The 25,367-nt window shown below is 66.5% G+C and carries 23 protein-coding genes and 2 pseudogenes; 16 read left to right on the forward strand and 9 right to left on the reverse strand.

Features of this window, described 5'->3' with window-relative positions:
- The first annotated feature begins 415 nt into the window (after window positions 1-415).
- The 4 genes from M0M48_RS02590 to M0M48_RS02605 all read left to right on the forward strand — a co-directional run bounded on the left by M0M48_RS02590 (window position 416) and on the right by M0M48_RS02605 (window position 5,345).
- The gene (locus tag M0M48_RS02590; protein ID WP_257750619.1) at window positions 416-1,660 is read left to right on the forward strand and encodes an IS256 family transposase; all 1,245 of its coding nucleotides are present in this window, start codon (window positions 416-418) and stop codon (window positions 1,658-1,660) included.
- A 221-nt stretch (window positions 1,661-1,881) separates the two neighbouring features.
- The gene (locus tag M0M48_RS02595) at window positions 1,882-3,120 is read left to right on the forward strand and encodes an IS256 family transposase (RefSeq protein WP_257750629.1); all 1,239 of its coding nucleotides are present in this window, start codon (window positions 1,882-1,884) and stop codon (window positions 3,118-3,120) included.
- Between the two features lie 353 nt (window positions 3,121-3,473).
- A protein-coding gene (locus M0M48_RS02600) for an IS3 family transposase (protein ID WP_257751310.1) occupies window positions 3,474-4,747 on the forward strand; the annotation gives its coding sequence in 2 pieces (ribosomal slippage) (window positions 3,474-3,822 and window positions 3,822-4,747; 1,275 coding nt in all).
- Window positions 4,748-4,784: 37 nt separating this feature from the next.
- Window positions 4,785-5,345 carry a peroxiredoxin gene (locus M0M48_RS02605; protein ID WP_257754286.1) on the forward strand — a complete coding sequence of 187 codons (561 nt, stop codon included), beginning with the start codon at window positions 4,785-4,787 and terminating at the stop codon, window positions 5,343-5,345.
- A gap of 319 nt (window positions 5,346-5,664) precedes the next feature.
- On the opposite strand, the gene M0M48_RS31030 is transcribed toward M0M48_RS02605, so the two are convergent.
- Window positions 5,665-5,859 (reverse strand): transposase, encoded by a 195-nt coding sequence (locus M0M48_RS31030; protein WP_374684433.1) that lies wholly within the window; start codon window positions 5,857-5,859, stop codon window positions 5,665-5,667.
- A 477-nt stretch (window positions 5,860-6,336) separates the two neighbouring features.
- Here M0M48_RS31030 and M0M48_RS02610 point away from each other — a divergent pair, with 477 nt between their 5' ends.
- From M0M48_RS02610 to M0M48_RS02625, 4 genes are read left to right on the forward strand one after another with little or no spacing between them, the layout of a single operon-like run.
- The gene (locus tag M0M48_RS02610) at window positions 6,337-6,750 is read left to right on the forward strand and encodes a TOBE domain-containing protein (protein ID WP_257754287.1); all 414 of its coding nucleotides are present in this window, start codon (window positions 6,337-6,339) and stop codon (window positions 6,748-6,750) included.
- Window positions 6,747-7,523, forward strand: a complete 777-nt coding sequence (gene modA / locus M0M48_RS02615; RefSeq protein ID WP_257754288.1) for a molybdate ABC transporter substrate-binding protein — start codon at window positions 6,747-6,749, stop codon at window positions 7,521-7,523. Before M0M48_RS02610 ends, modA begins: the two co-directional genes overlap by 4 nt.
- A 12-nt stretch (window positions 7,524-7,535) precedes the next feature.
- A complete protein-coding gene (locus tag M0M48_RS02620) occupies window positions 7,536-8,327 on the forward strand; it encodes an ABC transporter permease (protein ID WP_257754289.1) in 792 nt (263 codons plus the stop codon).
- Window positions 8,324-9,379 (forward strand): sulfate/molybdate ABC transporter ATP-binding protein, encoded by a 1,056-nt coding sequence (locus M0M48_RS02625; RefSeq protein ID WP_257754290.1) that lies wholly within the window; start codon window positions 8,324-8,326, stop codon window positions 9,377-9,379. Before M0M48_RS02620 ends, M0M48_RS02625 begins: the two co-directional genes overlap by 4 nt.
- Before the next feature lie 239 nt (window positions 9,380-9,618).
- Here the strand turns inward: M0M48_RS02625 and M0M48_RS02630 are convergent.
- Both M0M48_RS02630 and M0M48_RS02635 read right to left on the reverse strand, forming a co-directional pair.
- Window positions 9,619-10,197: pseudogene (locus M0M48_RS02630) on the reverse strand (ISL3 family transposase); the annotation flags it as partial.
- Between the two features lie 106 nt (window positions 10,198-10,303).
- A complete protein-coding gene (locus M0M48_RS02635) occupies window positions 10,304-10,687 on the reverse strand; it encodes a tyrosine-type recombinase/integrase (RefSeq protein ID WP_257754291.1) in 384 nt (127 codons plus the stop codon).
- Window positions 10,688-10,987: 300 nt separating this feature from the next.
- On the opposite strand from M0M48_RS02635, the gene M0M48_RS02640 reads away from it, so the two are divergent.
- The 4 genes from M0M48_RS02640 to M0M48_RS02655 all read left to right on the forward strand — a co-directional run bounded on the left by M0M48_RS02640 (window position 10,988) and on the right by M0M48_RS02655 (window position 13,270).
- Window positions 10,988-11,197: a hypothetical protein gene (locus M0M48_RS02640; protein ID WP_257754292.1), complete on the forward strand. Its 210-nt coding sequence runs from the start codon at window positions 10,988-10,990 to the stop codon at window positions 11,195-11,197.
- 66 nt (window positions 11,198-11,263) lie between these two features.
- Window positions 11,264-11,593: a hypothetical protein gene (locus M0M48_RS02645; protein ID WP_257754293.1), complete on the forward strand. Its 330-nt coding sequence runs from the start codon at window positions 11,264-11,266 to the stop codon at window positions 11,591-11,593.
- Window positions 11,594-11,612: 19 nt separating this feature from the next.
- Window positions 11,613-12,425, forward strand: a complete 813-nt coding sequence (locus tag M0M48_RS02650; RefSeq protein WP_257754294.1) for an amino acid kinase family protein — start codon at window positions 11,613-11,615, stop codon at window positions 12,423-12,425.
- Between the two features lie 11 nt (window positions 12,426-12,436).
- Window positions 12,437-13,270: an amino acid kinase family protein gene (locus M0M48_RS02655; protein WP_257754295.1), complete on the forward strand. Its 834-nt coding sequence runs from the start codon at window positions 12,437-12,439 to the stop codon at window positions 13,268-13,270.
- 159 nt (window positions 13,271-13,429) lie between these two features.
- On the opposite strand, the gene M0M48_RS02660 is transcribed toward M0M48_RS02655, so the two are convergent.
- Together M0M48_RS02660 and M0M48_RS02665 are read right to left on the reverse strand one after the other, a co-directional pair.
- Entirely contained in the window at window positions 13,430-13,873 is a 444-nt protein-coding gene (locus tag M0M48_RS02660) for a hypothetical protein (RefSeq protein WP_257754296.1), read from the reverse strand.
- A gap of 1,275 nt (window positions 13,874-15,148) precedes the next feature.
- A complete protein-coding gene (locus tag M0M48_RS02665; RefSeq protein WP_257754297.1) occupies window positions 15,149-15,391 on the reverse strand; it encodes a hypothetical protein in 243 nt (80 codons plus the stop codon).
- Window positions 15,392-15,399: 8 nt separating this feature from the next.
- Between M0M48_RS02665 and M0M48_RS02670 the strand changes: the two genes are divergently transcribed.
- Window positions 15,400-15,612 carry a hypothetical protein gene (locus M0M48_RS02670; RefSeq protein WP_257754298.1) on the forward strand — a complete coding sequence of 71 codons (213 nt, stop codon included), beginning with the start codon at window positions 15,400-15,402 and terminating at the stop codon, window positions 15,610-15,612.
- A gap of 674 nt (window positions 15,613-16,286) precedes the next feature.
- Here M0M48_RS02670 and M0M48_RS02675 read toward each other — a convergent pair.
- Window positions 16,287-17,669, reverse strand: coding sequence for an IS110 family transposase (locus tag M0M48_RS02675; RefSeq protein ID WP_257754299.1), 1,383 nt, complete (start codon window positions 17,667-17,669; stop codon window positions 16,287-16,289).
- Between the two features lie 724 nt (window positions 17,670-18,393).
- Between M0M48_RS02675 and M0M48_RS02680 the strand changes: the two genes are divergently transcribed.
- From M0M48_RS02680 to M0M48_RS02690, 3 genes are all read left to right on the forward strand, one after another.
- A complete protein-coding gene (locus M0M48_RS02680) occupies window positions 18,394-20,019 on the forward strand; it encodes an ATP-dependent nuclease (RefSeq protein ID WP_257754300.1) in 1,626 nt (541 codons plus the stop codon).
- Window positions 20,016-21,671 (forward strand): UvrD-helicase domain-containing protein, encoded by a 1,656-nt coding sequence (locus M0M48_RS02685; protein ID WP_257754301.1) that lies wholly within the window; start codon window positions 20,016-20,018, stop codon window positions 21,669-21,671. Before M0M48_RS02680 ends, M0M48_RS02685 begins: the two co-directional genes overlap by 4 nt.
- Window positions 21,672-21,886: 215 nt before the next feature.
- Window positions 21,887-23,125: an IS256 family transposase gene (locus M0M48_RS02690; protein WP_257751311.1), complete on the forward strand. Its 1,239-nt coding sequence runs from the start codon at window positions 21,887-21,889 to the stop codon at window positions 23,123-23,125.
- 316 nt (window positions 23,126-23,441) lie between these two features.
- On the opposite strand, the gene M0M48_RS31035 is transcribed toward M0M48_RS02690, so the two are convergent.
- The 3 genes and pseudogenes from M0M48_RS31035 to M0M48_RS31040 all read right to left on the reverse strand — a co-directional run.
- A complete protein-coding gene (locus M0M48_RS31035) occupies window positions 23,442-23,765 on the reverse strand; it encodes a DUF2290 domain-containing protein (RefSeq protein ID WP_374587329.1) in 324 nt (107 codons plus the stop codon).
- Window positions 23,692-24,965, reverse strand: a protein-coding gene (locus M0M48_RS02695) for an IS3 family transposase (protein WP_257751310.1) whose coding sequence is annotated in 2 segments (ribosomal slippage) — window positions 23,692-24,617 and window positions 24,617-24,965 — 1,275 coding nt in all. Because the reading frame shifts where the segments join, the coding sequence is not laid out codon by codon here. The genes M0M48_RS31035 and M0M48_RS02695 overlap by 74 nt, the downstream gene beginning before the upstream one ends.
- 83 nt (window positions 24,966-25,048) lie before the next feature.
- Window positions 25,049-25,351 (reverse strand): annotated as a pseudogene (locus M0M48_RS31040) (DUF2290 domain-containing protein); the annotation flags it as partial.
- Between the last annotated feature and the right edge of the window lie 16 nt (window positions 25,352-25,367).

Genomic DNA, 25,367 nt, shown 5'->3' on the forward strand with positions numbered 1-25,367 from the left:
TGGCGCTATGGCAGATCCGCACGACGGAGGTTGACGCGGCGCGCGGGAGTCGCTCGATCGCGCGCCGGCCGTGGGCCGTGGTCCTAAAGGATTCTGACGGACATGGCTAGACGAGGTGCCTGCCCCCACAAGGGGCGGGCGCCTTGGCCGTGGTCCCCGAGGTCTCGGCGGCCACTGTGACCGCTGACGTGTTCGTGCAGACCTCCGCCTTCTCGCACCACCCGGGTCCAGTTCCAGCAGGGGTGTGTGCAGATGGCTGACCCTTGTGGGCGTGCTCCTCGCCGATCGACCGAGTGGAGTCCAGCAGAGTGGTGTACGACGGACCTGAGTGAGCGCGTGCCTCCAACGTAGGCGCGGCCACCGGGTGGATCCTTCGAGTGATCTGCGAAAACCGACTCGAAGAAGGACCACGACGATGACCGCTGGACCCAGTATCGACCCTGCACAGTTCCTGAACGAGCAGCTGTCCCAGGCCAGTCCTGATCTGATGCGGGACCTGCTCACCACGTTCGTCAATGCGCTGCTCTCGGCGCAGGCCGACGCGGTGTGCGGCGCCGGCTACGGCGAACGCAGCATGGAGCGCGTCAACTCCCGCAACGGCTACCGGCACCGCGACCTCGACACCCGCGTCGGCACTCTGGACGTCGCGGTTCCCAAGCTGCGCACCGGTTCGCTGTACCCCGAGTGGCTGCTGGAGCGCCGCAAGCGAGCAGAGCGGGCACTGACCAGTGTGGTCGCGACCTGTTACCTGCTCGGCGTCTCGACGCGGCGGATGGACAAGCTGGTGCAGACCCTCGGCATCACCGGCCTGTCCAAGAGCCAGGTCTCGGTGATGGCCAAGGAACTCGACGAGCACGTCGAGCAGTTCCGCACCCGACGGCTGGAGGAGGCCGGGCCGTTCACCTTCGTGGCCGCCGACGCGTTGGTGCTCAAGGTCCGCGAAGGTGGCCGGGTGGTGCCGGTCCACGTGCTGGTCGCCACCGGCGTCAACGCCGACGGGCACCGCGAGATCCTCGGCGTGCAGGTCACCAGCAGCGAGGACGGCGCCGGGTGGCTGGCCTTCTGGAGGGATCTGACCGCCCGCGGCCTGGCCGGGGTCAAGCTCGTCACCAGCGACGCCCACGCCGGGCTGGTGGCCGCGATCGGCGCCACGTTGCCCGGCGCCTCGTGGCAGCGCTGCCGAACCCACTACGCGGCGAACCTGATGTCGGCGACGCCGAAGTCCTCGTGGGGCTGGGTCAAGGCGCTGCTGCACTCGATCTACGACCAGCCCGACGCCGACGCTGTCCACGCCCAGTTCGACCGGGTCGTCGACGCCCTGGCCGAGAAGCTCCCCAAGGTGGCCGAGCATCTGGAGGACGCTCGTGCCGACATCCTCGCCTTCACCGCGTTCCCGAAGGAGATCTGGCGCCAGATCTGGTCCAACAACCCCAACGAGCGCCTCAACCGCGAGATCCGCAGGCGAACCGACGTGGTCGGGATCTTTCCCGACCGGGCCAGCATCATCCGGCTCGTCGGCGCCGTCCTGGCCGAGCAGCACGACGAGTGGGCCGAAGGCCGCCGCTACCTCGGACTCGACGTCCTCGCCCGCGCCCAGGCCGTCGACACCTGCGTCGTCGAGGAGGTGACCGAACCCGAACTCCAGGCCCTCACAGCCTGACCGACACGCCCAACCGAGGGATCAACCTCGTACACCACCCCAGCGGACTTGACCATCGACCGGCGTCGGTCGACGAGAAGTCGCAACACCGGAGAGGTGGTAAGAGTCCCCGGGAGTGGTGGGGTTTGAGGGAGCAGCGGCGGGGCGTCAGCACGTAGACGGCCATCGGCGGGATCTTCGGTGTGTACGGCCAAGCACCCACTGAAGAAAGAGGTCCACCGATGGCCTTGCCCCAGTCTGCCCTGTCCGAGATCCTCGAGGCGTTCCGTGCCGGTGATGGCGTCGATCTCATCCGTGATTCGGTCCGGCTCGCGCTCCAAGAGCTGATCGAGCTCGAAGCCACCCAGCAGATCGGCGCGGCGCCCTATGAGCGCACCGAGGACCGCACAGCCGAGCGGAACGGCCACCGTCCGCGGATGCTGACCACCAAGGCCGGCGATGTCGAGTTGCGCATCCCCAAGCTGCGCAAGGGCTCGTTCTTCCCGATCATCCTCGAGCCGCGGCGCCGTATCGACCAGGCGCTGTACGCGGTAGTCATGGAAGCCTACGTCCACGGCATCTCCACCCGCTCGGTCGACGACCTGGTCGAGGCGATGGGCGGCAGCGGTGTCTCCAAGTCCGAGGTCTCCCGGATCTGCGCCAACCTCGATGAGCAGGTCGGCGCGTTCCGCACCCGCAGTCTGGATCATGTCGAGTTCCCCTACATCTACCTCGACGCGACCTACCTCCACGTCCGTAACGCCCCGGGCAAGGGCGGTCAGGTGGTGTCGATGGCGGTGGTCGTCGCGACCGGCGTGAGCGCGACCGGGGAGCGGGAGATCCTCGGCCTAGATGTCGGCGACAGCGAGGACGAGGTCTTCTGGCGCGCCTTCTTGCTCAGCCTCAAGCAGCGCGGCCTGGCCGGCGTGCAGCTGGTCATCTCAGACCAGCACTCCGGACTGGTCAAGGCGCTGGGCCGGGCGTTCCAGGGTGTCGCGCACCAGCGGTGCCGGGTCCACTTCGCGCGCAACCTGCTCGCTCACGTGCCCAAGGGGCAGGCCGAGCTCGTGGCGACCGCGTTCCGGATGATCTTCGCCCAGCCCACGCCCGAGGACGTCCACGCGGCGTGGGACAAGACCCGCGAGGAGCTCGCCGCCCGGTTCCCCAAGCTCGGTCCGTTGATGGACGCCGCCAAGGCCGAGGTCCTGGCCTTCACCGCGTTCCCGCGCGAGCACTGGCGCAAGGTCTGGTCGACCAACCCGTTGGAGCGCGTGAATAAGGAAATCAAGCGCCGGGCCCGGGTCGTAGGCATCTTCCCCAACGCCGCCGCCGTCATCCGACTCGTCGGAGCCGTGCTGATCGACATGCACGACGAATGGATCGCCGGCGAGCGCCGCTACCTCTCAGAAGGCTCCATGGCCAAGCTCTACGAGACCAGCAATACTCACCCCGTCGCCGCCATCGACAACGGCGACGCGTAGGCACCGAGGGTCACCTCAAAGCCCACCACCCCGCGGGGCTCTGTCCCGGAGGTGGGTAGCCGAGTTGAGAGCGACACCCCCGAGCACCGCGACCGAGCCTCATCAACTCCGGCCGTGCGGTCAATGAAGCAAGCAGCAGTCGATGACCGGCCTGCTCACATGTGCGCTTAGGGCAATGTTTACGGTCCGTTGTGGAGCTGACGTGGTAGCTCTTGGGTGCCGCCAAGAACTAGCACACTGGCTTCAACGGGAGCCACACGACCGCACACTCAGGAGAACCGCAGGGGCCTGACCCCGGTTCTTGGACACGCTGAATCCAGCATCTGCTGGGGAAGCGAGATGATCCAGGAACCATGGCCAGGAAGAACTACTCCGAGGAGTTCCGTCGTCAGGCCGTCGACTTGTACGAGTCCACCCCGGGCGCCACAGTCCGCGGCATCGCCGAGGACCTCGGCATCGTGCGCGGCACCCTGCGGCACTGGCTCGAGGTCTACGGGACCGGCAAGAAGACCGCCGCTGACGGGACACTGACCTCCAGCCCACTGCAAGCCACGCCGTCGAAGTCGAGCCAGTCCGGGCCGGCCGATGAGACGCCGGAGCAGAAGATCGCCCGGCTCGAGGCCGAGAATGCGGCGCTGCGGGCAGAGACAACGAAGCTGACGACCGAGCGGGAGATCCTCCAGCGGGCGGCCAAGTATTTCGCCGGGGAGACGCGCTGGTGAGTCGCTTCCAGTTCGTCGCCGACAACTCCGCCACCTCCCGCCCTGGCTGGACGGTGAAGCGACTGTGTGAGCTCGTCGAGATCGAGCGCTCCTCCTACTACGCGTGGAAGGCCGGGGCACCAGCGCGGGCCGAGCGGGCCGCCGCGGACGCCGCGCTGGTCGAGCGGATCCGCAAGGTCCACGAGGCTGACAACACCCAAGGCGCGCCTCGGATCACCGCCGACCTCAACGACGGCGCACCGCCTGAGCAGCGGGTCAACCACAAGCGCGTCGCCCGCGTGATGCGTGCGGCCGGTATCTGCGGCTACGTCAAGAAGCGACGCGTGCGGACCACGATCCCCGAGCCATCGGGACAGAAGGTGCCCGATCTACTCAAGCGGGACTTCACCGCCCCGGCGCCGAACCAGCGCTACGTCGGCGACATCACCTACCTGCCGATCGCAGACGGCACCAACCTGTACCTGGCCACCGTGATCGACTGCTACAGCCGTCGGCTCGCGGGCTGGGCGATCGCGGATCACATGCGCACCGAGCTCGTTGAGGACGCGCTCAAGGCCGCGGCCGCGACCCGCGGATCACTGGCCGGGGCGATCTTCCACAGCGACCACGGGTCGGTCTACTGCTCGAAGGACTACGCCAAGCTCTGCGCGAAGCTCGGCGTGACCCAGTCGATGGGTGCCGTCGGGTCCTCGGCCGACAACGCGTTGGCGGAGTCATTCAACGCCGCGCTGAAGCGGGAGGTCCTCCAAGACGAGCGGACCTGGTCCGACGAGCTCGCCTGCCGTCGCCAGGTCTTCAAGTGGCTGACCCGCTACAACACCCGGCGGCGCCATTCGTGGTGTCGCTACCTGTCGCCGATCGCCTACGAGACCGGCCACGCCGCTACGCTGCAGCCCGCCGCGTAATCACACCCCGTGTCCAAGATCCGGGGGTAGGGCCCGCATGACTGACTACACGACCCTGCCCGCCGATCTGCCCGTCCCTCAGGACGACGGTGCCGCCGACCACCTTCCCGGCATGCGAATGCCAGACCTAGACCTGCTTGCAACGACCGGCGAAACGATCAACGTTGCGGACCTCGGGGCTGGCCGCACCGTCATCTACCTCTACCCCCTCACTGGTCAACCAGGAGTCGACCTTCCCGAGGACTGGAACTCGATTCCCGGGGCGCGCGGCTGCTCGACCGAAGCGTGCGACTTCCGTGACCACTTCGAGGACCTTCGCGGCGCGGGCGTCACGTTGGTCTACGGGCTGTCCAGTCAGACCAGCGCCCGCCAGGCCGAGGTCGTCGAACGGCTACGCCTTCCGTTCGCGATGCTGTCGGATGAGGACTTCCGGCTGGCCGAGGCCCTGCGACTGCCAACGTTCGGCGCAGAGGGCCAGGACCGCTTCTACAAGCGGCTCACACTCGTCGTGACTGACGGTGTCATCGAGCACGCCTTCTACCCGATCTTCCCGCCCAACACGCACGCCCAGGAAGTGCTCGACTGGGCTCGTTCGTAGCCGACGAGGAAGAGCGTCCGCAAATGGCGCCCCTCTGTGTCAAGAGCCGGTCGGCGGTGGGGTTCTAGGGTGGGTCTGGCGGGTCCGGGAAGTGACTTGTCCGAAGAGCCGGTCAGTTGTGATCCGGTCGGCTGGAGTCAGAGTCGTTGCCCAATTGCCCACCCGGGCCCGTCCCCTGGGTCGTGACGAGGTTGTTGAACATGTTTTGTAGACCAGGTCAGACAGGCGTCGTTTCAGGCAGCGCATCGCTTCCATGTTGGCCTTGTTGGCGGCTGTCTTGCGGTTGAAGTAGAAGCGGCCTTTCGCCGGGTCTGCGCAACTAGACGGTGGCCCTGATGTGGAGCGTGCGGGTTGATCTGCCGGCTGCCTTGGCGCGAGAGCCTGTGGCGGATGTGGTCGCGGAGGAGGCGTTGATCGGTGCGGTCCCGTTCCGGGAGGCGAAGTGCCCGCGGTTGGGAACCGGGTGGTGATGTCGCCGGTCGACCACCAGACGAGCGGCACCAATGGGCCCGATGCCGTGTAACTATCATCAGGCTGCCGCCGGTGGCACGGATGAGCTCGGTGAGCTCCTTTTCCGCGGCCTTTCTCCGCAGGTCGATCCGCTCCAAGGCGGCGATGAGCGCGGCGGCCATTCGGCGATGGGTCTTGCCCGCGGCGTCATGCCGGCGCACCTTGACCAGCAGCGGCTTGGCCTGGGCGGTGGAGAGGTAGGTCCTTCTTCGCCCCGCCCGGGGATCAGCTCGAGCAGCAGGTGGTGCAGCTGGGCGATCTTGCGGGTGTGTTCCTCACCCAGCCACCGCGGCCGACCAGCACCCTCAGCCTCGTCGCGCTGCTCGTGGTTGACCACGGGTCGCAGTCCCGCTTATCCGGGTTCCGACCAGGGCCCTGCACGCTTTCTGCGCTGCTGCTTCGAAGCGCACAGTTGTCTGTCTGGCCTTCTTCCGCATTATCGTCAAAATTCTCTAGAATGATCCGCTGTTGCGATACTAAAATGGATAGACTGCCGCAGATGAGGATTCGTGAAGCCGCCTTCTACCTTGGTGTCAGCGACGACACCGTGCGCCGCTGGATCGACAACGGTGTATTGGAGTGCGCCGTCGACGGCTCGGGACGAAAGGTCGTTGACGGCTTCGAGGTCGCCCAGGTCGCCCGACGGCACGCCTCACCTCCGCCGCTGCCGGGCGGGGTGGCCAGCTCGGCGCGGAACCGGTTCGTCGGCCTGGTGACCGACATCCAGACGGACGCCGTGATGGCGCAGGTCGAGCTTCAGTGCGGTCCGTTCCGGGTGGTCTCGCTGATGTCGAGCGAAGCGGTGCGTGACCTTGGGCTGGAGCTCGGTTCGGTGGCGGTGGCGTCCATCAAGTCAACCAACGTGGTCGTCGAGACCGCAGAAGGAGAATCATGAAGCGCTTGTTCACAACTCTGGCCGCACTGGCGCTGGTGGCCGGAACCGCTGCTTGCGGAGACGATGGCGACTCGGGTGACGGTGGCGGCGACGGAGGAGACACCACTCTCACGGTGTACGCCGCCGCCTCGTTGACATCGACCTTCGAGCAGCTTGGCGAGAGCTTCGAGGAGTCCCACGACGGCGTGTCTGTGGAGTTCAACTTCGCCGGATCCTCCAATCTGGTCGCGCAGATCCAGCAGGGTGCTCCGGCGGACGTGTTCGCCTCCGCCGATGAGGCCAACATGGAGAAGCTGACTGCCGACGGGCTCGAGGGGAGCGACCCGGAGCTGTTCGCCACGAACATCCTCGAGATCGCGATCCCGCCGGACAACCCGGCCGGTATCCAGTCGTTCCAGGACCTGGCGAACCCCGACATCAACCTCGTCATCTGCGCTCCAGAGGTTCCGTGCGGTGCCGCCGCGCAGTCCGTCGCCGACAATGCGGGTGTAGAGCTGCAGCCCGACAGCGAGGAGCAGTCGGTGACCGACGTCCTGGCCAAGGTCGTCTCCGGTGAGGCCGACGCCGGGCTGGTGTACGTCACTGATGTCATCGCTGCCGGTGAGGACGTGCAGGGCATCGAGTTCCCCGAGTCTGAGTCGGTGGTCAACAACTACCCGATCGCGACTGTGGCCGAGAGCGAGAACGCCGACCTGGCGCAGGAGTTCGTCGACCTGGTCCTCAGCGACGAGGGCCAGCAGGTTCTGGCAGACGCCGGCTTCGGCCAGCCCTGACCCACTGTCGATATGGCCCGCGTTCGTCGGGAGGTCGGTGTACCTGGTTGGATCTACATCCCGGCCGCGGCGGGAGCAGCGTTCGTGCTGCTCCCGCTGGTCGCCGTGGTGTCTCGGGTTGAGTGGGGTGATTTCCTCGAGCTGATCACCTCCGAGGCCTCTCGGGCGGCACTGCTGCTCAGCCTGAAGACGTCGACCGCAAGCACGCTGGCCTGCATCATCATTGGCGTGCCGATGGCAGTCGTGCTGGCGCGGACCGAGTTCCCCGGGCAGTCCCTGATGCGGTCGTTCGTGCTCCTGCCGCTGGTGTTGCCACCGGTCGTCGGTGGCATCGCGCTGCTGTACACGTTCGGTCGGCGCGGGCTGCTCGGCGAGACGATCGACGTCCTGGGCTTCCAGATCGCGTTCTCCACCACTGCGGTCGTGATGGCGCAGACCTTCGTCGCCCTCCCGTTCCTGGTCGTGAGCCTCGAGGGTGCGCTGCGCACCGCTGGTCAGCAGTACGAGGTGGTCGCGGCTTCGCTCGGGGCGCGGCCGACCACCGTGTTCCGCCGGGTGACACTACCGTTGGTGCTGCCGGGCCTGGTCTCCGGCGCGGTCCTCTCCTTCGCCCGCTCGCTCGGCGAGTTCGGCGCCACCATCACATTTGCCGGCAGCCTCCAGGGCGTCACCCGCACCCTGCCGCTGGAGATCTACCTGCGGCGTGAGACCGACGCCGACGCCGCGGTCGCGCTCTCACTAGTCCTGGTGATCGTCGCGATCCTCGTCATCGGGTTCGCACGCCAAGGTCGGTCCGCCCTATGACGTTCGATTTCTCGGCTGTCGTCGAGGAGCGCCGCGTCGAGGTCACGTTCACAGTCGAACCGGGCGAGACGCTCGCCGTGCTCGGCCCCAATGGAGCCGGGAAGTCCACCCTGCTCGCCGTTGCGGCCGGGCACCTTCGTCCCGGCCAGGGCCGCGTCGTCCTCGACGGTCGCCCACTGACCGTCGTCGGGAACGGCGCCCGGCCTGCCTGGGTGGCACCCCACGACCGGCAGATCGCTCTCCTCGCCCAGGACCCGTTGCTCTTCCCGCACATGAGTGTGCGCGACAACGTCGAGTTCGCTCCACGTAGCCGAGGTGTCCGCCGCTCAGAAGCCCACGACGTAGCGCGGCACTGGCTCGAACAGGTCGGCGTTCCCGACCTCGCTGATCGCAAACCGTCACAGATCTCAGGCGGACAAGCCCAGCGGGTCGCTGTCGCCCGCGCCCTCGCCGCCGATCCCCGGCTGTTGCTCCTCGACGAGCCAATGGCCGCACTGGACGTCGCGGTCGCCCCCGCTCTGCGACAGACCCTGCGCAGAGTGCTCGCCGATCGCAGCGTTGTCCTGGTCACCCACGACGCGCTCGACGCTCTGCTCCTGGCCGACACCGTGATCATCTTGGATAGCGGCAGGATCGTCGAACAGGGACCGGCCACTGAAGTCTTCGCGCGCCCGCGCAGCGCGTTCGCCGCCCGCATCGCCGGACTGAACATGCTGATCGGAACGTGGCACACCGACGGCGTCCGCACCAGCGCAGGAACAGACGTCCATGGTGTCGTCGCCGGCCCACGACCTGCAGACGGCGAAGCAGCGGTGGCCATCTTCCCGCCGGCCGCGGTCGCCATCTTCCGCGAGCCCCCCGGTGGCAGCCCGCGGAATGCATTGGCCGCGACCATCACCGAGATCGAACCCCTGGGCGACCGCATCCGGGTGCGAGCCGCCGAGCTCAGTGCCGACGTCACGGCCCAGGCTGTCGCGGAGCTCGACCTCGTGCCCGGCTCCGAGGTGACCTTCACAGTGAAGGCGAACGAGGTCTCGGTCTACCGAATCTGAACACGCGGCCATCCCGCGGTGCTGGGGTACACACAGCGAGCAAGACGACTGGAGCGAGCGATGCGCAGTCAGTCGATAAGGACGCGGAGGCGGGAGCTGTGACCGGCGAGGACAAGAATGCAACGGCGAGGTGGCCGTCGAACCATCGGCCTCCGTGGGTGGAGTCCCTGCCAAGGGCGACTCGGCCATGGGGACCAAGATGCCCTGGATTAAGTCGGCTCTCCTGACTGATCCGTGGGTCATCGGCGGCCGGGGAGGGTCGGGCGGTGGCCGCCGAGGTTGAGCATCGCGAGGGCGATGAGGGCGTCGGGGCTAGCGAAGCCGAAGGCCATGCGGCGGATGAGTCTGATCTTGGTGTTGACCGACTCGATGATGCCGTTGGACAGGTCGTGCTCGATCGAGGCCAGGATCGCGGCCTTGTGCTCCACGATGGTGCGCTGGAGCTTTTACGAATCGCTCGATCCGGGATCGGCGTGCCCAGTCGATCCACGCGTCGAGCGCGGCGACGGCCTGGTCATAGGGCAGCTGGAACACAAGTCGCAACGCTTCATTGAGGAGGTAGGCGCGGTTCAGGGTCGGTTCGGCCTTCGCGATCCAGGCTATCTTCGCTTGTTGGCGAGTGGTCAGGTTCTCGGGGTTCTTCCACACCGCGAACCTGGAGTTCTTCAGCGCCTGGGCGTGCCCGCTCGACCGGTTGAGCTTCCCGGCAGCTCGACGGGCGCGCGAAGGGTGCGGGTGTCGGTGCGGGCGGGGTTCCAGGCTTGACGTCTGACTTCGTCCAGCGCGGCACTCGCCCACTTCACGACGTGGAAAGGGTTATTCCGACGTCGGAATAATCCGTTTTATGCCGAGGTCCGGGTTATGCCGATGTCGTGGGGCTACGCCTTGTGGCAGCCGGGTTGCGCCGTGGCGAGGTCGGCATAATCAAAGCGCTTCGAGGAAGGCGAGGAGCGCGTCGGTGGTGACCTGGTAGCGGCCCGGTTTCGTCCCTGTGGGTTTGGTTCTGGCGAGGGCGTCCTCCTTGGCTTTCATGTCGGCGTGGAGGCAGATCTGGGTGGTTTCGGTGCTCTCGTGACCGAGCCAGAGCGCGATGACGCTGGTGTCGACCCCGGCGGCCAGGAGCCGCAGCGCGGCGGTGTGCCTCAACACGTGCGGGGTCACGTTCTTGGATGCCAGGGTCGGGCAGCTCTGGGCGGCCGCGGCTGTGTGGAGTGCCAGCCGGGCAGCGACCGCGTCGTGGCTCATCCGTCTTCCTTCCCGCGCGGGGAACACGAACGCCTCTGAGTCGGGGTTCTTGGCGGTGAGCACCGCCGACACGTAGGCCAATCCCCATACTTGCCCCGGGAGCAGCTCAGGGATGGAGTCAGCGCTGGTCGCATCAGCGCGTCCGCAGGACTGTAGGTCACATCCCACGTAGTGGTGACGTAACGCCTCGGGGAAGTCGACAACCCTCCGAGCCCTGATGGGTCTGCTTCTGCTGGTTGACGGGCGCCTCGACGGCACTGTCCTGGAGGACCCGGCTCAGGACCTCAGGGTGCCAGTCGAGAAGCGATCCATTGGCCTGATGTCCCAGGAGAAGTTGCACAAGCGGCTTACGCCGTCTATCAGGTGCCGCTTGGGGACGAGACGACGGCCGACCTGTTCACGGGCGCCACGGTGATTCCCCTGGCCAACACCGGGGACTTCGACGAGGACGGCGGCCAGGTCCGGATCGACGGCACGATCTACTCCGACAGCGAGGTCGAAGAGGGCGGGGACGACGACACCCCAGACCCGTCGATCACGCTCGACTGTCGGTTTGTCGACGTCCTCCTTTAGCGCTCCTCGGTCGACGTGTGGAATCCGTTGCTGAATGACGGCGCCAGAAGTGTGGTGGTCGAGTGGATGACCGACGTCACCGAGGACACCGACGGGTTCCCGGCGACCGCCTACCTACATCACAGCCTGATTCCGCTGCTGCTTGAAGGGCTGTCCGCAGGTGTCGGTGACTCGGTGACGGTCGAGGTTGACCAGTACGGCGACTGGCGCGTGACCGACGTGTGCGGACGGACGGCCGCGGTAGTACCGCTTGACCTCGATTTCAGGAACTCTGCCCAGCTCGCTCATGTGCGGAGCCCTCCCGCCCCTCTGAGGCGCATCTGCGGCGCTCGTTTGGCATCGGCGAATTTTGGTCCCGGCTGCGCATCGAAAGGCCTTCGAACTCCCCTATGTTGAGGTGACGAAAGGAGTCCACATGCCCCAGACAACCTTCGACCTCGAACAACTCCTCATGCAGCGCTCGCTCAGCGACTCGGAGCTGGTGGCCGCCGCCGAGGAGGCTTCCGACTTCCGGATCCTTCCCGACGCGACCGTGATCAAGGTTGGCGGCCAGAGCTTCATAGACCGCGGTCGCGCTGCTGTGTATCCACTGGTGGAGGAGATCCTGGCTGCCCGCACGGAACACAAGCTGCTGATCGGCACCGGTGCGGGCACGCGAGCACGCCACGTGTACTCGATCGCCGCCGGGCTCAACCTGCCCGCAGGCGTACTCGCGCAGCTGGGCGCCGCGGTGGCCGACCAGAACGCCGAGATCCTCGGCCAGTTGCTGGCCCAGCACGGAATCCCGGTGGTCAGCGGTGCCGGGCTGTCGGCCGTGCCGCTTCGCCTGTCCGAGGTCAACGCTGTCATCTTCGGGGGCATGCCGCCCTACGGCCTGTGGATCCGCCCCGCTGCTGGGGGCTCGATCCCGCCGTATCGCACCGACGCCGGCTGCTACCTAGTGGCAGAGCAGTTCGGGTGCAGGGCGATGATCTACGTCAAGGACGAAGACGGGCTCTACACCGCCAACCCCAAGACGGACAACAACGCCAAGCTGATCCCGCGGACCACGGTCGAGGAGATGAAGGCGGCGGGCCTCCAGGACTCGATCATCGAGTTCCCCGTACTCGATCTCCTCACGCAGGCAAAGCACGTCCGTGAGGTGCAGGTCATCAACGGCCTGGTCCCCGGCAACCTGACCCGGGCCCTGGCGGGAGAGCACGTCGGCACGATCATCACCACGAACTGAGGCGAAAAGTCATGTCCACATCGGATCAACACACCAAGCATGTCTCATCGCCGTTGGCACGCCAGACCCTCCTCGACAACAGCCTCACCAGTCCCGTCGCAGGCGGCGAACAGATCCGGCTGCTGCCCTGGCTGCAGGTCGTCAAGATCGGCGGGAGATCTATCATGGATCGCGGCAGCGAGGCGATCCTCCCCCTCGTCGAGGAGATCCGGCAACTGCTGCCCGAGCACCGGCTCCTGATCCTCGTCGGTGCCGGCCTCCGTGCGCGGCACATCTATAGCGTGGGCCTCGACCTCGGCCTCCCCGTGGGCTCGCTGGCGCCGCTGGCGGCAACAGAGGCCGGCCAGAACGGACGAATCCTGGCCTCGCTGCTCTCGCGCGAGGGTGTCTCGTACGTCGACCACCCGACCCTCGCGACCCAGTTGGCCATCCACCTGGAGGCCGCACGCGCAGTGGTCGGCAGCGCCTTCCCGCCCTACCACCACCACGAGTTCACTGGTCCCCGCATTCCCCAGCACCGAGCCGATGCGGGCGCGTTCCTCCTGGCCGACGCCTTGGGCGCTGCCGGCCTCACCATCGTCGAGGACGTGGACGGCATCTACCCCGTCGATCCTCGTGGCGAGGGCGGCCACGAGGCAGACCTGATACACGAGACCACGGCGTCCGACCTGGCAACCCACCACGGCACGCTGCCGATCGACCGAGCGATGCTGGAGATCATGGCCAATGCGCGTCATCTCGGCAGCGTGCAGGTGGTCAACGGTCTCGTTCCCGGCCGCCTGACGGCCGCACTACGTGGAGACCACGTCGGCACGATCATTCGCACTGGTGATGCAGCGAGCTGAGGGGCCTGTCGATCGTTCGTACCTGATGCGCGCCCACCCATCTCAGGTCCTCGGATTGCGCCCGGCCCACCGGTCAGCTACGGGGCCATGCCGATGAGGTCGCAGGACGACGAGCGCGAGGCGGATGATGCGCTGACGACCTGCTTCTCTCGCGCGCCCTCATCGACTCGTCCTGAAGTTGCCGCCGCGCGAGCGGCCGCACCGACTCGGGGCCGTGGGATGATCACTGGAGACCATCATTAGCCCCGTCGCGATCAGGTCTGGGTTGACGAGGCCGCCATCGAGGAGAGCAGCAACGAAGTTGCGATTCTTCTCGCGGAGCGCGATCAGCATCGCGACGCGGGACATCTCCCGGTAGGTAGGCACCAGCCGTGAAGCGTGGCTTGCCCGCAGGAGCTGCCGTGTTGGCGTTCTGCACCTTGACCAGACGGTCGCGCCAGCCGTCGGCGAGGACGGCGGTGTCCAGGTCGGCGCGTCGATGCTCAACCCGTGGAGCTCTTCGAACGGCGAGAACTCGCCGGCGACACCCTCGGTCAGATCCGCCAGTCGAGCGGCCTCGTGGTTGCTCGCGGCGATCGGCGGGATGTCCACCTCGATCGACATCGTTGCTGCAGCGGAGAGCTGCGACTCGTCGTACGTGCCGAGGATGGCCTGCGAGCCGAGCGGGCTGACCTCGTGCCGTGGGATGATCTGGCACGGTGCGGATCGAGAGCTCCAGCTGGTCGCGCCGCATCAGCACGCCGCCTTCAAGACTTCCCGGCGCTGCTCGTCGGGAAGCAGTCCGGACATGGGGGAGACCTCCCGCGTATCGATCGTTTCGCGTGGAGGCCGGGTCAAGAAGCGGTGTAGGCCGGAGAGGTGGCCGTGGTCGACCAACTGCCGCCACCGGTCGAGATTCCGTTCGTGCGGCTGACCGGTGACCCGGTCGCGGACGCGGTCCAGGTTGCGCTCGTTCGTCGGTCGCCAGTCCTCGAAGCTCTGCCGGTTCAGGAGAGTCGAGAGTTGCCGGTCGAGCTGCCAGGAGCGGCGCGGAGCGGGTCAGCTTGGGGACGACGGGCCGTCGTAGGACCTCAGGCGGAAGCCCATGCACGACAATAGGCGGTCGAGCTGGTCGTCGCTGAGTTCGACCCTGCCGGACAGGAACCCGCTGATGCTCGCTGGCGCACGCCGCTGAGTCGAGACAGGTCGGATTGGGTGGTGCCAGTCTCGAGCATCATCTGGCGCAGCACTTCACTCCGACTGGTCATGACCAGCAACCTATAGCAGTTTCTGTTATCGCCGCGCGGAGTCGATTCCGACGCTCGGGCAGCACTGGGGCAACACGAGGTCCGAAAAGAGCGCGAATCGACCAACGACGAGCCCCATGACACTGACCGGGCACCTCAAAGGTCCACAAAGCCCGGTCTGCCGACACTTGGCAGCCACCTACCGACGTTGAGCAGGTCGGGTTCGCGAACACCACGATTCCTCCGGCGACGATCACGATCAACGGATCGCCCCGCCCGCTGACCTCGGTCGAGAGGTTCGCGCCCGGAGACCCGACGGTTGCCGCGCGCGACCCAGGAGGGGGGCGAGGCTACGACTGGGAGCAGCAGGCACTGCCTTCGACTATCGCGTCCGGCTCCTCCCGGCCCCACAGGACCCGGACCACTTCGCTGCCGCGGCGGGGGCTCGGAACCTCGCTCGTCGTTGGAAACGTCCCCGACTCGCCGCGTGGGACCAGTTCGTCGACGCCCTCAGGGAACTCACGGCGTACAGGGGCGGCTCGAGGCATGTGCGGGCGGAACCGGAGGTTGCCCGGATGTGCGGGCTCTTGGCCCTCTCTACGAGCATCTCTACCGGGCGCCGGAGATTTACCTTGGCTATCTCCCGCTCCGTCTAGTCGGACCCGACGCCACTTTGGGCGACCATCTCGCGCTGGTTGACGAGCGCCTCGTCGCGGACGTCGCAGCCCTGACGACCCTGTTCACGGGCATCCGGCCGGCTCCGTTCGCGAATGCGCAGCGCGTCATCTCCGACCCCTCCTTCGATCGTAGCGGCGACCTTGGCGGCGCCGACGCCGACCTGGTCGTCGACGACGTGCTGCTGGAACTGAAGACCGTCAAGACCGCTGAGTGTCACGGAAGATCGTGTGGCAGCTCCTCGGATACGTCCTGGCCGACACAAGTGACCGGCTGGGCATCCGGGAGGTGGGCTGGTATTTCTCACGGCACGGCTATCTGTGGCGGCTTCCCGCCGCCGAACTGCTGGCCCGACTGCACGGCGGCCCTATGGACCTGCAGGCCGCCCGCGCCGATTTCGCAGTCGTCGTCGAGGGCGACGCCAACCCCAGACCCGGCTGACCCTCGTCGAAGACATGTCCACAACGTCAGAGCCCTTGCCACACGCGGAAGACCGAGAGCCAGATCAACAGAAGGGCGCCGTTGTGACGCTGTCGTACAGGTACCATGAGCGCCAGGAAGGCGGCGCCGTCGGAGGCTTGCGTCGGGGCTGCCCGTTGCACTCTCCCTTTGCCATGTTGGCGGGCGACCTCTAGAGGGGCGCTTTGAGCCTGAAAGTGCACACTGCCCATGTTGGCGCTGTTGCGTTTTCCTCTGCGGTGGAGTGCGGGTGAAAGCAAGGGGAGCGTGGTCCCACAGAGCACCTAATCGAGGCTGGCCACGCTAAGGAGCGGAGCACCGACCCGCCTTCACGGCTTGACAGTCATAGGCGGCGAAGTGACCAGCCTATGGCGACGAAGTCAAGGGGCTTGGTTTTGTTGAGTTGTGCAGGGCTGATCGGCTCGCCGGCTTGTGCCAGCGGGCATTGGCTTTCGGGTGTTGGGGTTTCGTCGTTGGCGTGGGCGGGGGCCTCGCGCCCGTCTCCTGCCCTACGTAGCGTGCAAGCGGGTTCGTTCCCGACAGCCTTCATCCGGGCTTTGCTGGAGACGGGCGGGGCTGCCCATGGTCACATTGCGGGATGTGATCCCGACGCACGTGCGGGCTCGCCCCGTCCGGTCGTCGTACGACGAGCGAGGTCAAGCGGCAGCGGCGGCCGCCTTTGCGTCGACACGGGATTGGGGTGTGAGGCCGCTGGCGATGGCGGGGTCCCAGGCGGTGCCGGTGGTGATCACAGCATGCAGCTGGCGCAGCAGGCTGCCCGAGACCGCGACGCGGGCCTGGGTCTTGGTGAGCTTGTTGTCGGCGCGGCCGGTCAGGTGCGCGTACCTGGTGGCGAGCACCGGGTTGTTCCGCAACGCAGCCCACACCGCCCGCCACGCCGCGAGCCGGAGCTGGGGACGGCCGCGGCCACTGATGCCGGTCTTGCCCTGGAAGGCGCCCGAGGCGTTGTCGCGGGGACACAGCCCGGCGTGCTTGACCAGCGCCCGGGCGCTGGAGAACCGGGTGGGGTCGCCGGTCTCGGCGAGGATGGCTGCCGCGCCGACCGCCGACAGGCCGGGGATGCTGGTCACCAGGTCGGTCAGGCCGAGGTCGTCGAGCACTTCGACCATCCGGGCCTCCACCACGGCGATCTCGGCGCGGGCATGAGCCAGATCAGCCAACGCGAACCGGACCCGCTCCATCGCGCCGGCACGCTGGTCGGCCACACCGGCCCCGGCACGGGCCGGGTCCGCGGCGGCGTCGAAGACGCCCCGCACGATCGCTGAGTACCAGCGGGCGGCGCCGTGGCGGGGAATCTCGCGGCGGACCGCCGCAGCGAACCGGGTCCAGCCCCAACGGCGGATCACCGACAGGTCTCCGCCGGTCCCGACCCGGTCCAAGGCAACCGTCATGGCAGCTAACCAGCTCTTGGACCTCATCGGCTTGCCGGAGGCCTCCAGCGCCGCCGGCCAGGCGCACTCCAGCAGGTCCAGGATCTGCAGGCGAGCAGCAGTCGCGTCGGTAATCAGGGCGGCACGACGGGCGCCCAGGTGCCGCAGCCGAGCCCACTCAGGGTCGGCGCGTTCGGGCAGGTAGCAGCGCAGCTCGGTGACCAGTCGGGCGATGATCATCGCATCGGTCTCGTCGCTCTTGTTGCGGGTGAAGTCCTCACTCTCTCGAGCACGGTGCACCAACAGCGGCTGCACGCAGACCAGCCGGACGCCGGCTTCCTCAGCGATCTGATCCAGCACCCGCCACCGGTGACCGGTCGGCTCGCAGGCCACCACCACCGAGGAGAACCCCGCCGCCCCCGCCCGGTCCAGCCCCCACCGGACCACCTCGGTGAGCTGCCATGCCTTGGCCGCCACCGTGCGACGGGCCAACACCCGGGAGTCCTGATCGGTCAACGCACACACCTGCTTGTCAGCAGCGAGATCGAAGGCGAGCACCGCGGTTTCGCGAGAGACGACAGCACGCAGCCGGCCGAGCCTGTCGTTGCGGCGGCGGTCTCCTCGCGAGAGACGACTACGGTTGGACATGCATCCTCCTGATGAGTGGTCTGGGACACCAAGCCCGTCAAACCCCATCAGGGGGATGCCTTGTCTCCCGGAACCAACACGCTTCAGGTAGTTACTACGCAGTAGTGTTCCCATGTCGGCGGCTTCCTCGCGCGCACCTGATGAGCCATCGATGAGATCGAAGCGGGGCCTCCGCCGCGGGTATCGAGCCGCGCCGGCAGAATTCTCGCAGTTCAACCTGCAGTGGGTTTCTTAACCGCGGTCAACACCGTAAGTAACCTCGGCAGTCCGGGCGACGGGCGTCGAGTGGTGAGCGCGAAACAGACCTAGATCTGACTCGATTGCGGTTCATCTCGAGGTCGATCTAGGCGGCGCCCGGCTCGGGCGCCCGGCAGCCGGAGACGTCAGGAAGTCGGATCGAGCGCGTAATCGTGGTGGATGCCGAACCCCCGGCAGACACCACTCGACCCGGACGCCATTCTCGGGCTGCTTTGAACGAGGTATGGGGCGGTCGACGATGTCGACCACGACGATCCGTTCATCGCACCCGACGAGACTTCGGCGGGCGGCACACACTTAGATCGGCGGCCGACCGCCTCGCCGCCCCTGCCGTCGTTCGACGCTGCCTGACCGGCGATATGGCGACTTGCAAGGAAGCAGCCGAAAACCTCGGACACAACCTCCCCTGCCCCACTAGCCTCACCAGTGCGGTCCGCTCGGCCCGCGAGCCCGGCAGGGGAGGGCTATGCGCCTGTCACGATTCGAGATCGCCAACCACGCCGTCCTGGATGACATGACGGTCGACGTCCGCGACCATCTGTGCATTGTGGGCGCCAACGACGTCGGCAAGTCCTCCCTGCTGCGGCTGCTCAACCTGCTCCTTGGCGCGACCGTTCAGCAGCTCTACTCGGCCCTGTCACCGGCAGAACTGAGCGACCCAGGAGCGCCGCTGCGAGTCACAGTCGAGCTGGGTGACCTGACTCTGGAGGAGGCAGGATCCTTCCCTCACGAGGTTCACTTCGAGGAAGAGGAGCCGACCCGACTCACCATCGAGCTCGAGGTCCGTGTCTCCGAGGAGGACGATAGTGAGGTCGTCATCGACAGGTTCTTCCCGGACGCGGGCACTCGACGCGCACCGTCACGAGACCAGCTCGACGTCATCGCATGGCGCTATCTCCCAGCCAACCGATCGACCGCCGTCGACTTCATGGACGGCAAGAACAGTCCGCTGCGCGCCATGCTCAACGCGGTCGACCTCGGTGACGGCTCTACGTCGCTCGTGACGCTCATGGACTCCTTCCACGCAGACCTCGAGGCCAACCCCGCCCTGACCCAGCTGCGAGAAGACATCGCCCAGCACCTGTCGCGCTCCTTGCCGCGCAAGCTGGAGAAGGACGCACTCGCACTGCGCACCGCCGTCGACACCGCAGAAGACCCCCTGCAGGACGTCACCTTGTTCCTCAAAGAACAAGAAGCTCTGAAGTCCCTGGAAGAGCAAAGTGATGGGCTTCGGCAACTGATGGCACTGACGTTCTTCGACCTCGCACAACAGAACGCCAACGTGGTCGCAGTCGACGAGCCAGAGATGCACCTGCACGCCAGCAGCCAACGCACAGTCGCCGGTCTTCTCGCCGACTCCGCACAACAGCGTCTGGTCGTCACCCACTCGCCTTACGTCATCCAGAAGTTCGAGCCGAAGCACGTCCTCGTGGTCAACCACGAGAGACGCGCCAAGCAGATCGCAGCCCACAACTTCACTGCCGTGGAGAAGGAGCAGGTCGCCTGGTGGACGCCACAGCTGCTCGAAGCGCTCACAGCCCGCCGAGTCCTTCTCGTTGAGGGTCTGGCTGACCGCATCATCATCGAAGCGGCCGCCGCAGCCAAGGGCATCAGCCTCGACCGGGAGGGAGTTTCGGTCTTCGCCCTCGACGGCGCTGACAAGTTCAAGCATGTCACGAAGATCCTCGGCACGACGGGGTTCGACATCGACCTGTGCGGGCTGTGCGACGAAGACCGTGAAGACTCCTGGGCGAACATCTTGAATTCGAAGCCGAAGAACCTTCCCAAGGTCGGCTTCTTCATTGCACGTAAAGACCTAGAACACGAGTATGCGGCCGCGATCGGTGCGCCCACGCTGACCGAGGTGCTCCTCAGGGAGGGTGTGGCGCGGGAGCAGGGCCTGTGCCAAGCCGCCGGCGTGAGTTATGTCGACGACCTCGCCGACGAGCAGGTCGCCAACTTCATCACGACCGGCGACACCCGAAAGACATCGTCGGCACGTGCGGTGGCCACCATCCTCACCGCCGACCACGTCGATGCCAGCGACTCGCTGTCGGGGCTGCTTGACTTCGTAGCTGGGTCTGGGCCGTGAGCAACGCCCCTGTCGGCGCGCAGGAAGCGGCGGTCGTCAGCGAGGAAGGCCATCTGCTCGTTCTTGCCCCACCCGGATGCGGGAAGACCGAAGTCCTGGCCATGCGAGCCGCCCACTTGCTCGCAACAGGTTTGGTACGGCCGCGACGCAAGATCCTCACCCTCACCTTCACCAACCGAGCTCGCGACAACATCAGGGCACGTCTCGACACCCAGCTGGGCGAGTCGCGTGCGCGTCGAACCATCGACGTCGTCAACTTTCACGAGTTCGCCGTCCGACTCGTCCAAGCTCACGGCAATGTCGTCGGTCTCAACGGCGAGGTCACCTACCCGAACAAGACCTGGATGAAGACGATTCTCGCCAGCCACACGAGTAACTGGCGCGAGCAGCGGAACGCCGGAGAGGCCCTTGAGGAGGCCAAGCGAAATCCGCTCAACGATGAGCAGTTGCTCGAGCGCCTTGAGGCTTCGGGCAACGAACTTGCCGTCTCAGCCGAACGTGAACGGCAATCGGCCGGCTACCTCGACTATGGAGATTTGCTGAGACACGCACAGTTGATTCTTCGCAACGAGCGCGTATCAGAGGTGTTCTGCGAACACTACGACTCGGTGCTGGTGGACGAGTTCCAAGACCTCACCATGCAGGAGTTCGAGATTTCGCGAGCCGTTACCTCAGCGAACTCCATGTATGTCGGTGACCCATACCAAGGCATCTTCGGCTGGGTCGGCGCAGCGCCGATGGAGGTCCTGAGCGCGCTCAAGGACGACGGCTACCACTGCATCGACCTCGACATCTCCTTTCGCTCATCGCCAGCCGTGCTCTCGGTCGTCAACGCGCTCTCAGTAGACCTCGGTGCCACCGCCCTTCGCGCCGCAGAACCGGACAGATGGAAGGACGGAGGCGTCGCCTACGCCCTCGCGTTCGACACCGACACAACTGAAGCCGCGGGCGTGGTGGCGCTCAGCGACTACCTGGCTGGGAGATACCCCGACGACCGCATCGGAGTCATCTGCCGCGCCGAGTATCGACGTGCCGCACTGGAACGAGCCTTCGCCGGTGCTCGACACAAGCCGCAGTACTGGGACATCGCCCTGGACACTCCCCAAGTCGCGAGCATGTTGAAACGGCAGGCACGCCACGTTCGCACAGAGCTCACCTACCCAGATCAGGTCGAAGACTTGCTCAGGCGAGTCTCCGGTGCGCTGCGAAGCTCCGACATCGAAACACTCGACGACGTCCAGAGCGCGTGTGACCAACTGCTGGGAATGGAATCGATGGGCGAAGATCTCCGGGAGGTCCTGTCGCGAATTCGTGACGTTCGCGGCACCTCCGCCAGCGAGCCCGGCGTGCACGTGCTGAACGCGCACACCGGTAAGGGCCAACAGTTCGACTGGGTCTTCGTCGTCGGACTCGAAGAAGGTCACGTGCCGAGCACCTACAGCAAGACCGCGGAGGAGCTCCTCGAGGAGCAGCGAGTGCTCATGGTGATGATCTCGCGAGCCAGACGGGGGATCTTCCTCTCCCACGCCCGGGAGACCTCAAACAGGTACGGGCGAACGTTTCGCGAGGGCCCATCGAGGTGGTGGCCGGCGATCGCCGGCGCCTGCCAGCCAGTCCCGAACTCCGTCCGCAGACTCACCGGATGCAGCTGAGGCCGGGACACAATCAGAGGTCACCGCCGTTCATCGCGCCGTCCGTTTCGCAGCCGCATCTCCTGGCGCCGCTTGTCGCCGTTCTCGCCTGTCCGAGGAGAGTCCCGTGGAGTGGTGGGGTTTGAGGGTCAGCGGCGGGGCTGCGTGAAGTAGGCGGCCATCGGCGGGATCTTCGGTGTGAAACGACCAAGTCACGCACTGAAGGAGAACCACCGATGGCCTTGTCCCAGTCTGCCCTGTCTGAGTTGCTCGAGGCGTTCCGCACCGGCGATGGCGTCGACATGATCCGCGAGTCGGTCCGCACTGTGCTCCAAGAGCTCGTCGAGTTCGAAGCTGCGGGCGCGATCGGCGCCGAGCGCTACGAGCGCACCGAGGACCGCGTCACCGAACGCAACGGCACCCGTCCCAAGCTGCTGGCTACCAAGGCCGGCGACGTCGAGCTGCGGATCCCCAAGCTCCGCAAGGGATCGTTCTTCCCTTCGATCCTGGAGCCGCGGCGCCGGATCGACCAAGCGCTGTACGCGGTGGTGATGGAGGCCTACGTCCACGGCATCTCGACCAGGAGCGTGGACGACCTGGTCGTCGCCCTCGGCGCCGACTCCGGGATCAGCAAGTCCGAGGTCTCCCGGATCTGTGAGCAGCTCGATGAGTCGGTCGGCGCGTTCCGCACCCGGCCGCTGGACCACACGCCCTTCCCGTACGTCTACCTCGACGCGACCTACCTCCACGTCCGGAACAAGCCCGGCAAGGGCGGCCAGGTCGTATCCATGGCGGTCGTGGTCGCCACCGGGATCGCCGCCGACGGCAGCAGGGAGGTCCTCGGACTCGACGTCGGCGACAGCGAGGACGAGACGTTCTGGCGAAGCTTCCTGCTCAGCCTCAAGCAGCGCGGCCTGTCCGGAGTGCAGCTGGTCATCAGCGATCAGCACTCCGGGCTCGTGAAGGCGTTGAAGCGGTCCTTCCAAGGCTCCGCGCACCAGCGCTGCCGGGTCCACTTCGCCCGCAACCTGCTCGCGCACGTGCCCAAGAGCCACGCCGACATGGTCGCCGCGGTGTTCCGCACGATCTTCGCCCAGCCCGATCCCGAGGCCGTCGCCGCCGCGTGGGACGAGGTCCGCGACCAGCTCGCCAAGTCGTTCCCCAAGGTCGCTCCGCTGATGGACGAGGCCAAGGCCGAGGTCCTCGCGTTCACCGCGTTCCCCAAGGCCCACTGGCGCAAGATCTGGTCCACCAACCCGCTCGAGCGGGTCAACAAGGAGATCAAGCGCCGCAGCCGAGTGGTCGGGATCTTCCCGAACGCGGCCGCCGTGATCAGACTGGTCGGCGCGGTCCTCATCGACATGCACGACGAGTGGATCGCCGGCGATCGCCGCTACCTCTCAGAGGAGTCCATGGCGCTGCTCAACGACCCGATGGATACTGGTGACCACGCCGCCATCGACAGCGGCGAGTAGGACACCGAGGATCCCCTCAAAGCCCACCACCCCGCGGGGCTCTGTCCCTGTCCGCTCGGGCGCCCGGTTGCATCCGGGGTTGCCGCGTAAGCCGTTCGGGTCTGCTGCACGATCCGGTGACAGGATTAATGTGAGGCTCGAGGGTCACGCGCCATCGAACTGTCGGCCGCGCAGCGAGTGTGCCCGCCGGATCGGCAGTGGTTCTATTTATCGCGGTCAACACGGCAAGTACCCACTCGACATCGGAGCAAAACTCACTGCGGAACCCGCGTCAGACGCGGGTTGGCGGCATCAAACCTGGGCCGCTTCAGCGTTCCTACGACGTAGCGGTAGGGACGCCGAAATGGACGAGAGCCCGTTCGTTGATTGTGATGGTGCTGTCGGGAGTGAGCCGTCTGGTCGGCAGCTTCTCCGTGGGCAACAGAGTCTTGGTTCGGTAGAAGGACCGGACGACGAACTCGATGAAATAGAAGGGTGTGATCGGTCCCGTCGCAGCGATCCGACAGTGCGGATACTGGCCGAACGTGACATGGGCCCTACCCCCGGATCTTGGACACGGGGTGTGATTACGCGGCGGGCTGCAGCGTAGCGGCGTGGCCGGTCTCGTAGGCGATCGGCGACAGGTAGCGACACCACGAATGGCGCCGCCGGGTGTTGTAGCGGGTCAGCCACTTGAAGACCTGGCGACGGCAGGCGAGCTCGTCGGACCAGGTCCGCTCGTCTTGGAGGACCTCCCGCTTCAGCGCGGCGTTGAATGACTCCGCCAACGCGTTGTCGGCCGAGGACCCGACGGCACCCATCGACTGGGTCACGCCGAGCTTCGCGCAGAGCTTGGCGTAGTCCTTCGAGCAGTAGACCGACCCGTGGTCGCTGTGGAAGATCGCCCCGGCCAGTGATCCGCGGGTCGCGGCCGCGGCCTTGAGCGCGTCCTCAACGAGCTCGGTGCGCATGTGATCCGCGATCGCCCAGCCCGCGAGCCGACGGCTGTAGCAGTCGATCACGGTGGCCAGGTACAGGTTGGTGCCGTCTGCGATCGGCAGGTAGGTGATGTCGCCGACGTAGCGCTGGTTCGGCGCCGGGGCGGTGAAGTCCCGCTTGAGTAGATCGGGCACCTTCTGTCCCGATGGCTCGGGGATCGTGGTCCGCACGCGTCGCTTCTTGACGTAGCCGCAGATACCGGCCGCACGCATCACGCGGGCGACGCGCTTGTGGTTGACCCGCTGCTCAGGCGGTGCGCCGTCGTTGAGGTCGGCGGTGATCCGAGGCGCGCCTTGGGTGTTGTCAGCCTCGTGGACCTTGCGGATCCGCTCGACCAGCGCGGCGTCCGCGGCGGCCCGCTCGGCCCGCGCTGGTGCCCCGGCCTTCCACGCGTAGTAGGAGGAGCGCTCGATCTCGACGAGCTCACACAGTCGCTTCACCGTCCAGCCAGGGCGGGAGGTGGCGGAGTTGTCGGCGACGAACTGGAAGCGACTCACCAGCGCGTCTCCCCGGCGAAATACTTGGCCGCCCGCTGGAGGATCTCCCGCTCGGTCGTCAGCTTCGTTGTCTCTGCCCGCAGCGCCGCATTCTCGGCCTCGAGCCGGGCGATCTTCTGCTCCGGCGTCTCATCGGCCGGCCCGGACTGGCTCGACTTCGACGGCGTGGCTTGCAGTGGGCTGGAGGTCAGTGTCCCGTCAGCGGCGGTCTTCTTGCCGGTCCCGTAGACCTCGAGCCAGTGCCGCAGGGTGCCGCGCACGATGCCGAGGTCCTCGGCGATGCCGCGGACTGTGGCGCCCGGGGTGGACTCGTACAAGTCGACGGCCTGACGACGGAACTCCTCGGAGTAGTTCTTCCTGGCCATGGTTCCTGGATCATCTCGCTTCCCCAGCAGATGCTGGATTCAGCGTGTCCAAGAACCGGGGTCAGGCCCCCATGGGCGATCGGATGGTGCACGTCGGCCACCGCATCGTCTCGGGTGTCGTAATCAAACCTCAGCGGCGTGGTGACCGCGCGTAGGTCGACCACGTCGCCAAACACCTCGTCCTCGAGATAGATCTCGGGGTCTTGCTGAAACGGGGTCAGGTCTGGTGAGGGCAGGTAGGCCAGCCGGGAGCGGCGCAGATCCCCTGGCGCGGCAGACTCGAACTCGAACCGAACCTGCACGATACCGCCGTCGAGGAAGCGCAGGTCGTACGCCCTTCGTTCGGTGAGTTGGGCATGGAGTTCGCTGTAAGGGATCGATGCCATCACGTTGACGTCCGGA

This window comes from Pimelobacter simplex, from assembly GCF_024662235.1.
Lineage (GTDB): Bacteria > Actinomycetota > Actinomycetes > Propionibacteriales > Nocardioidaceae > Nocardioides.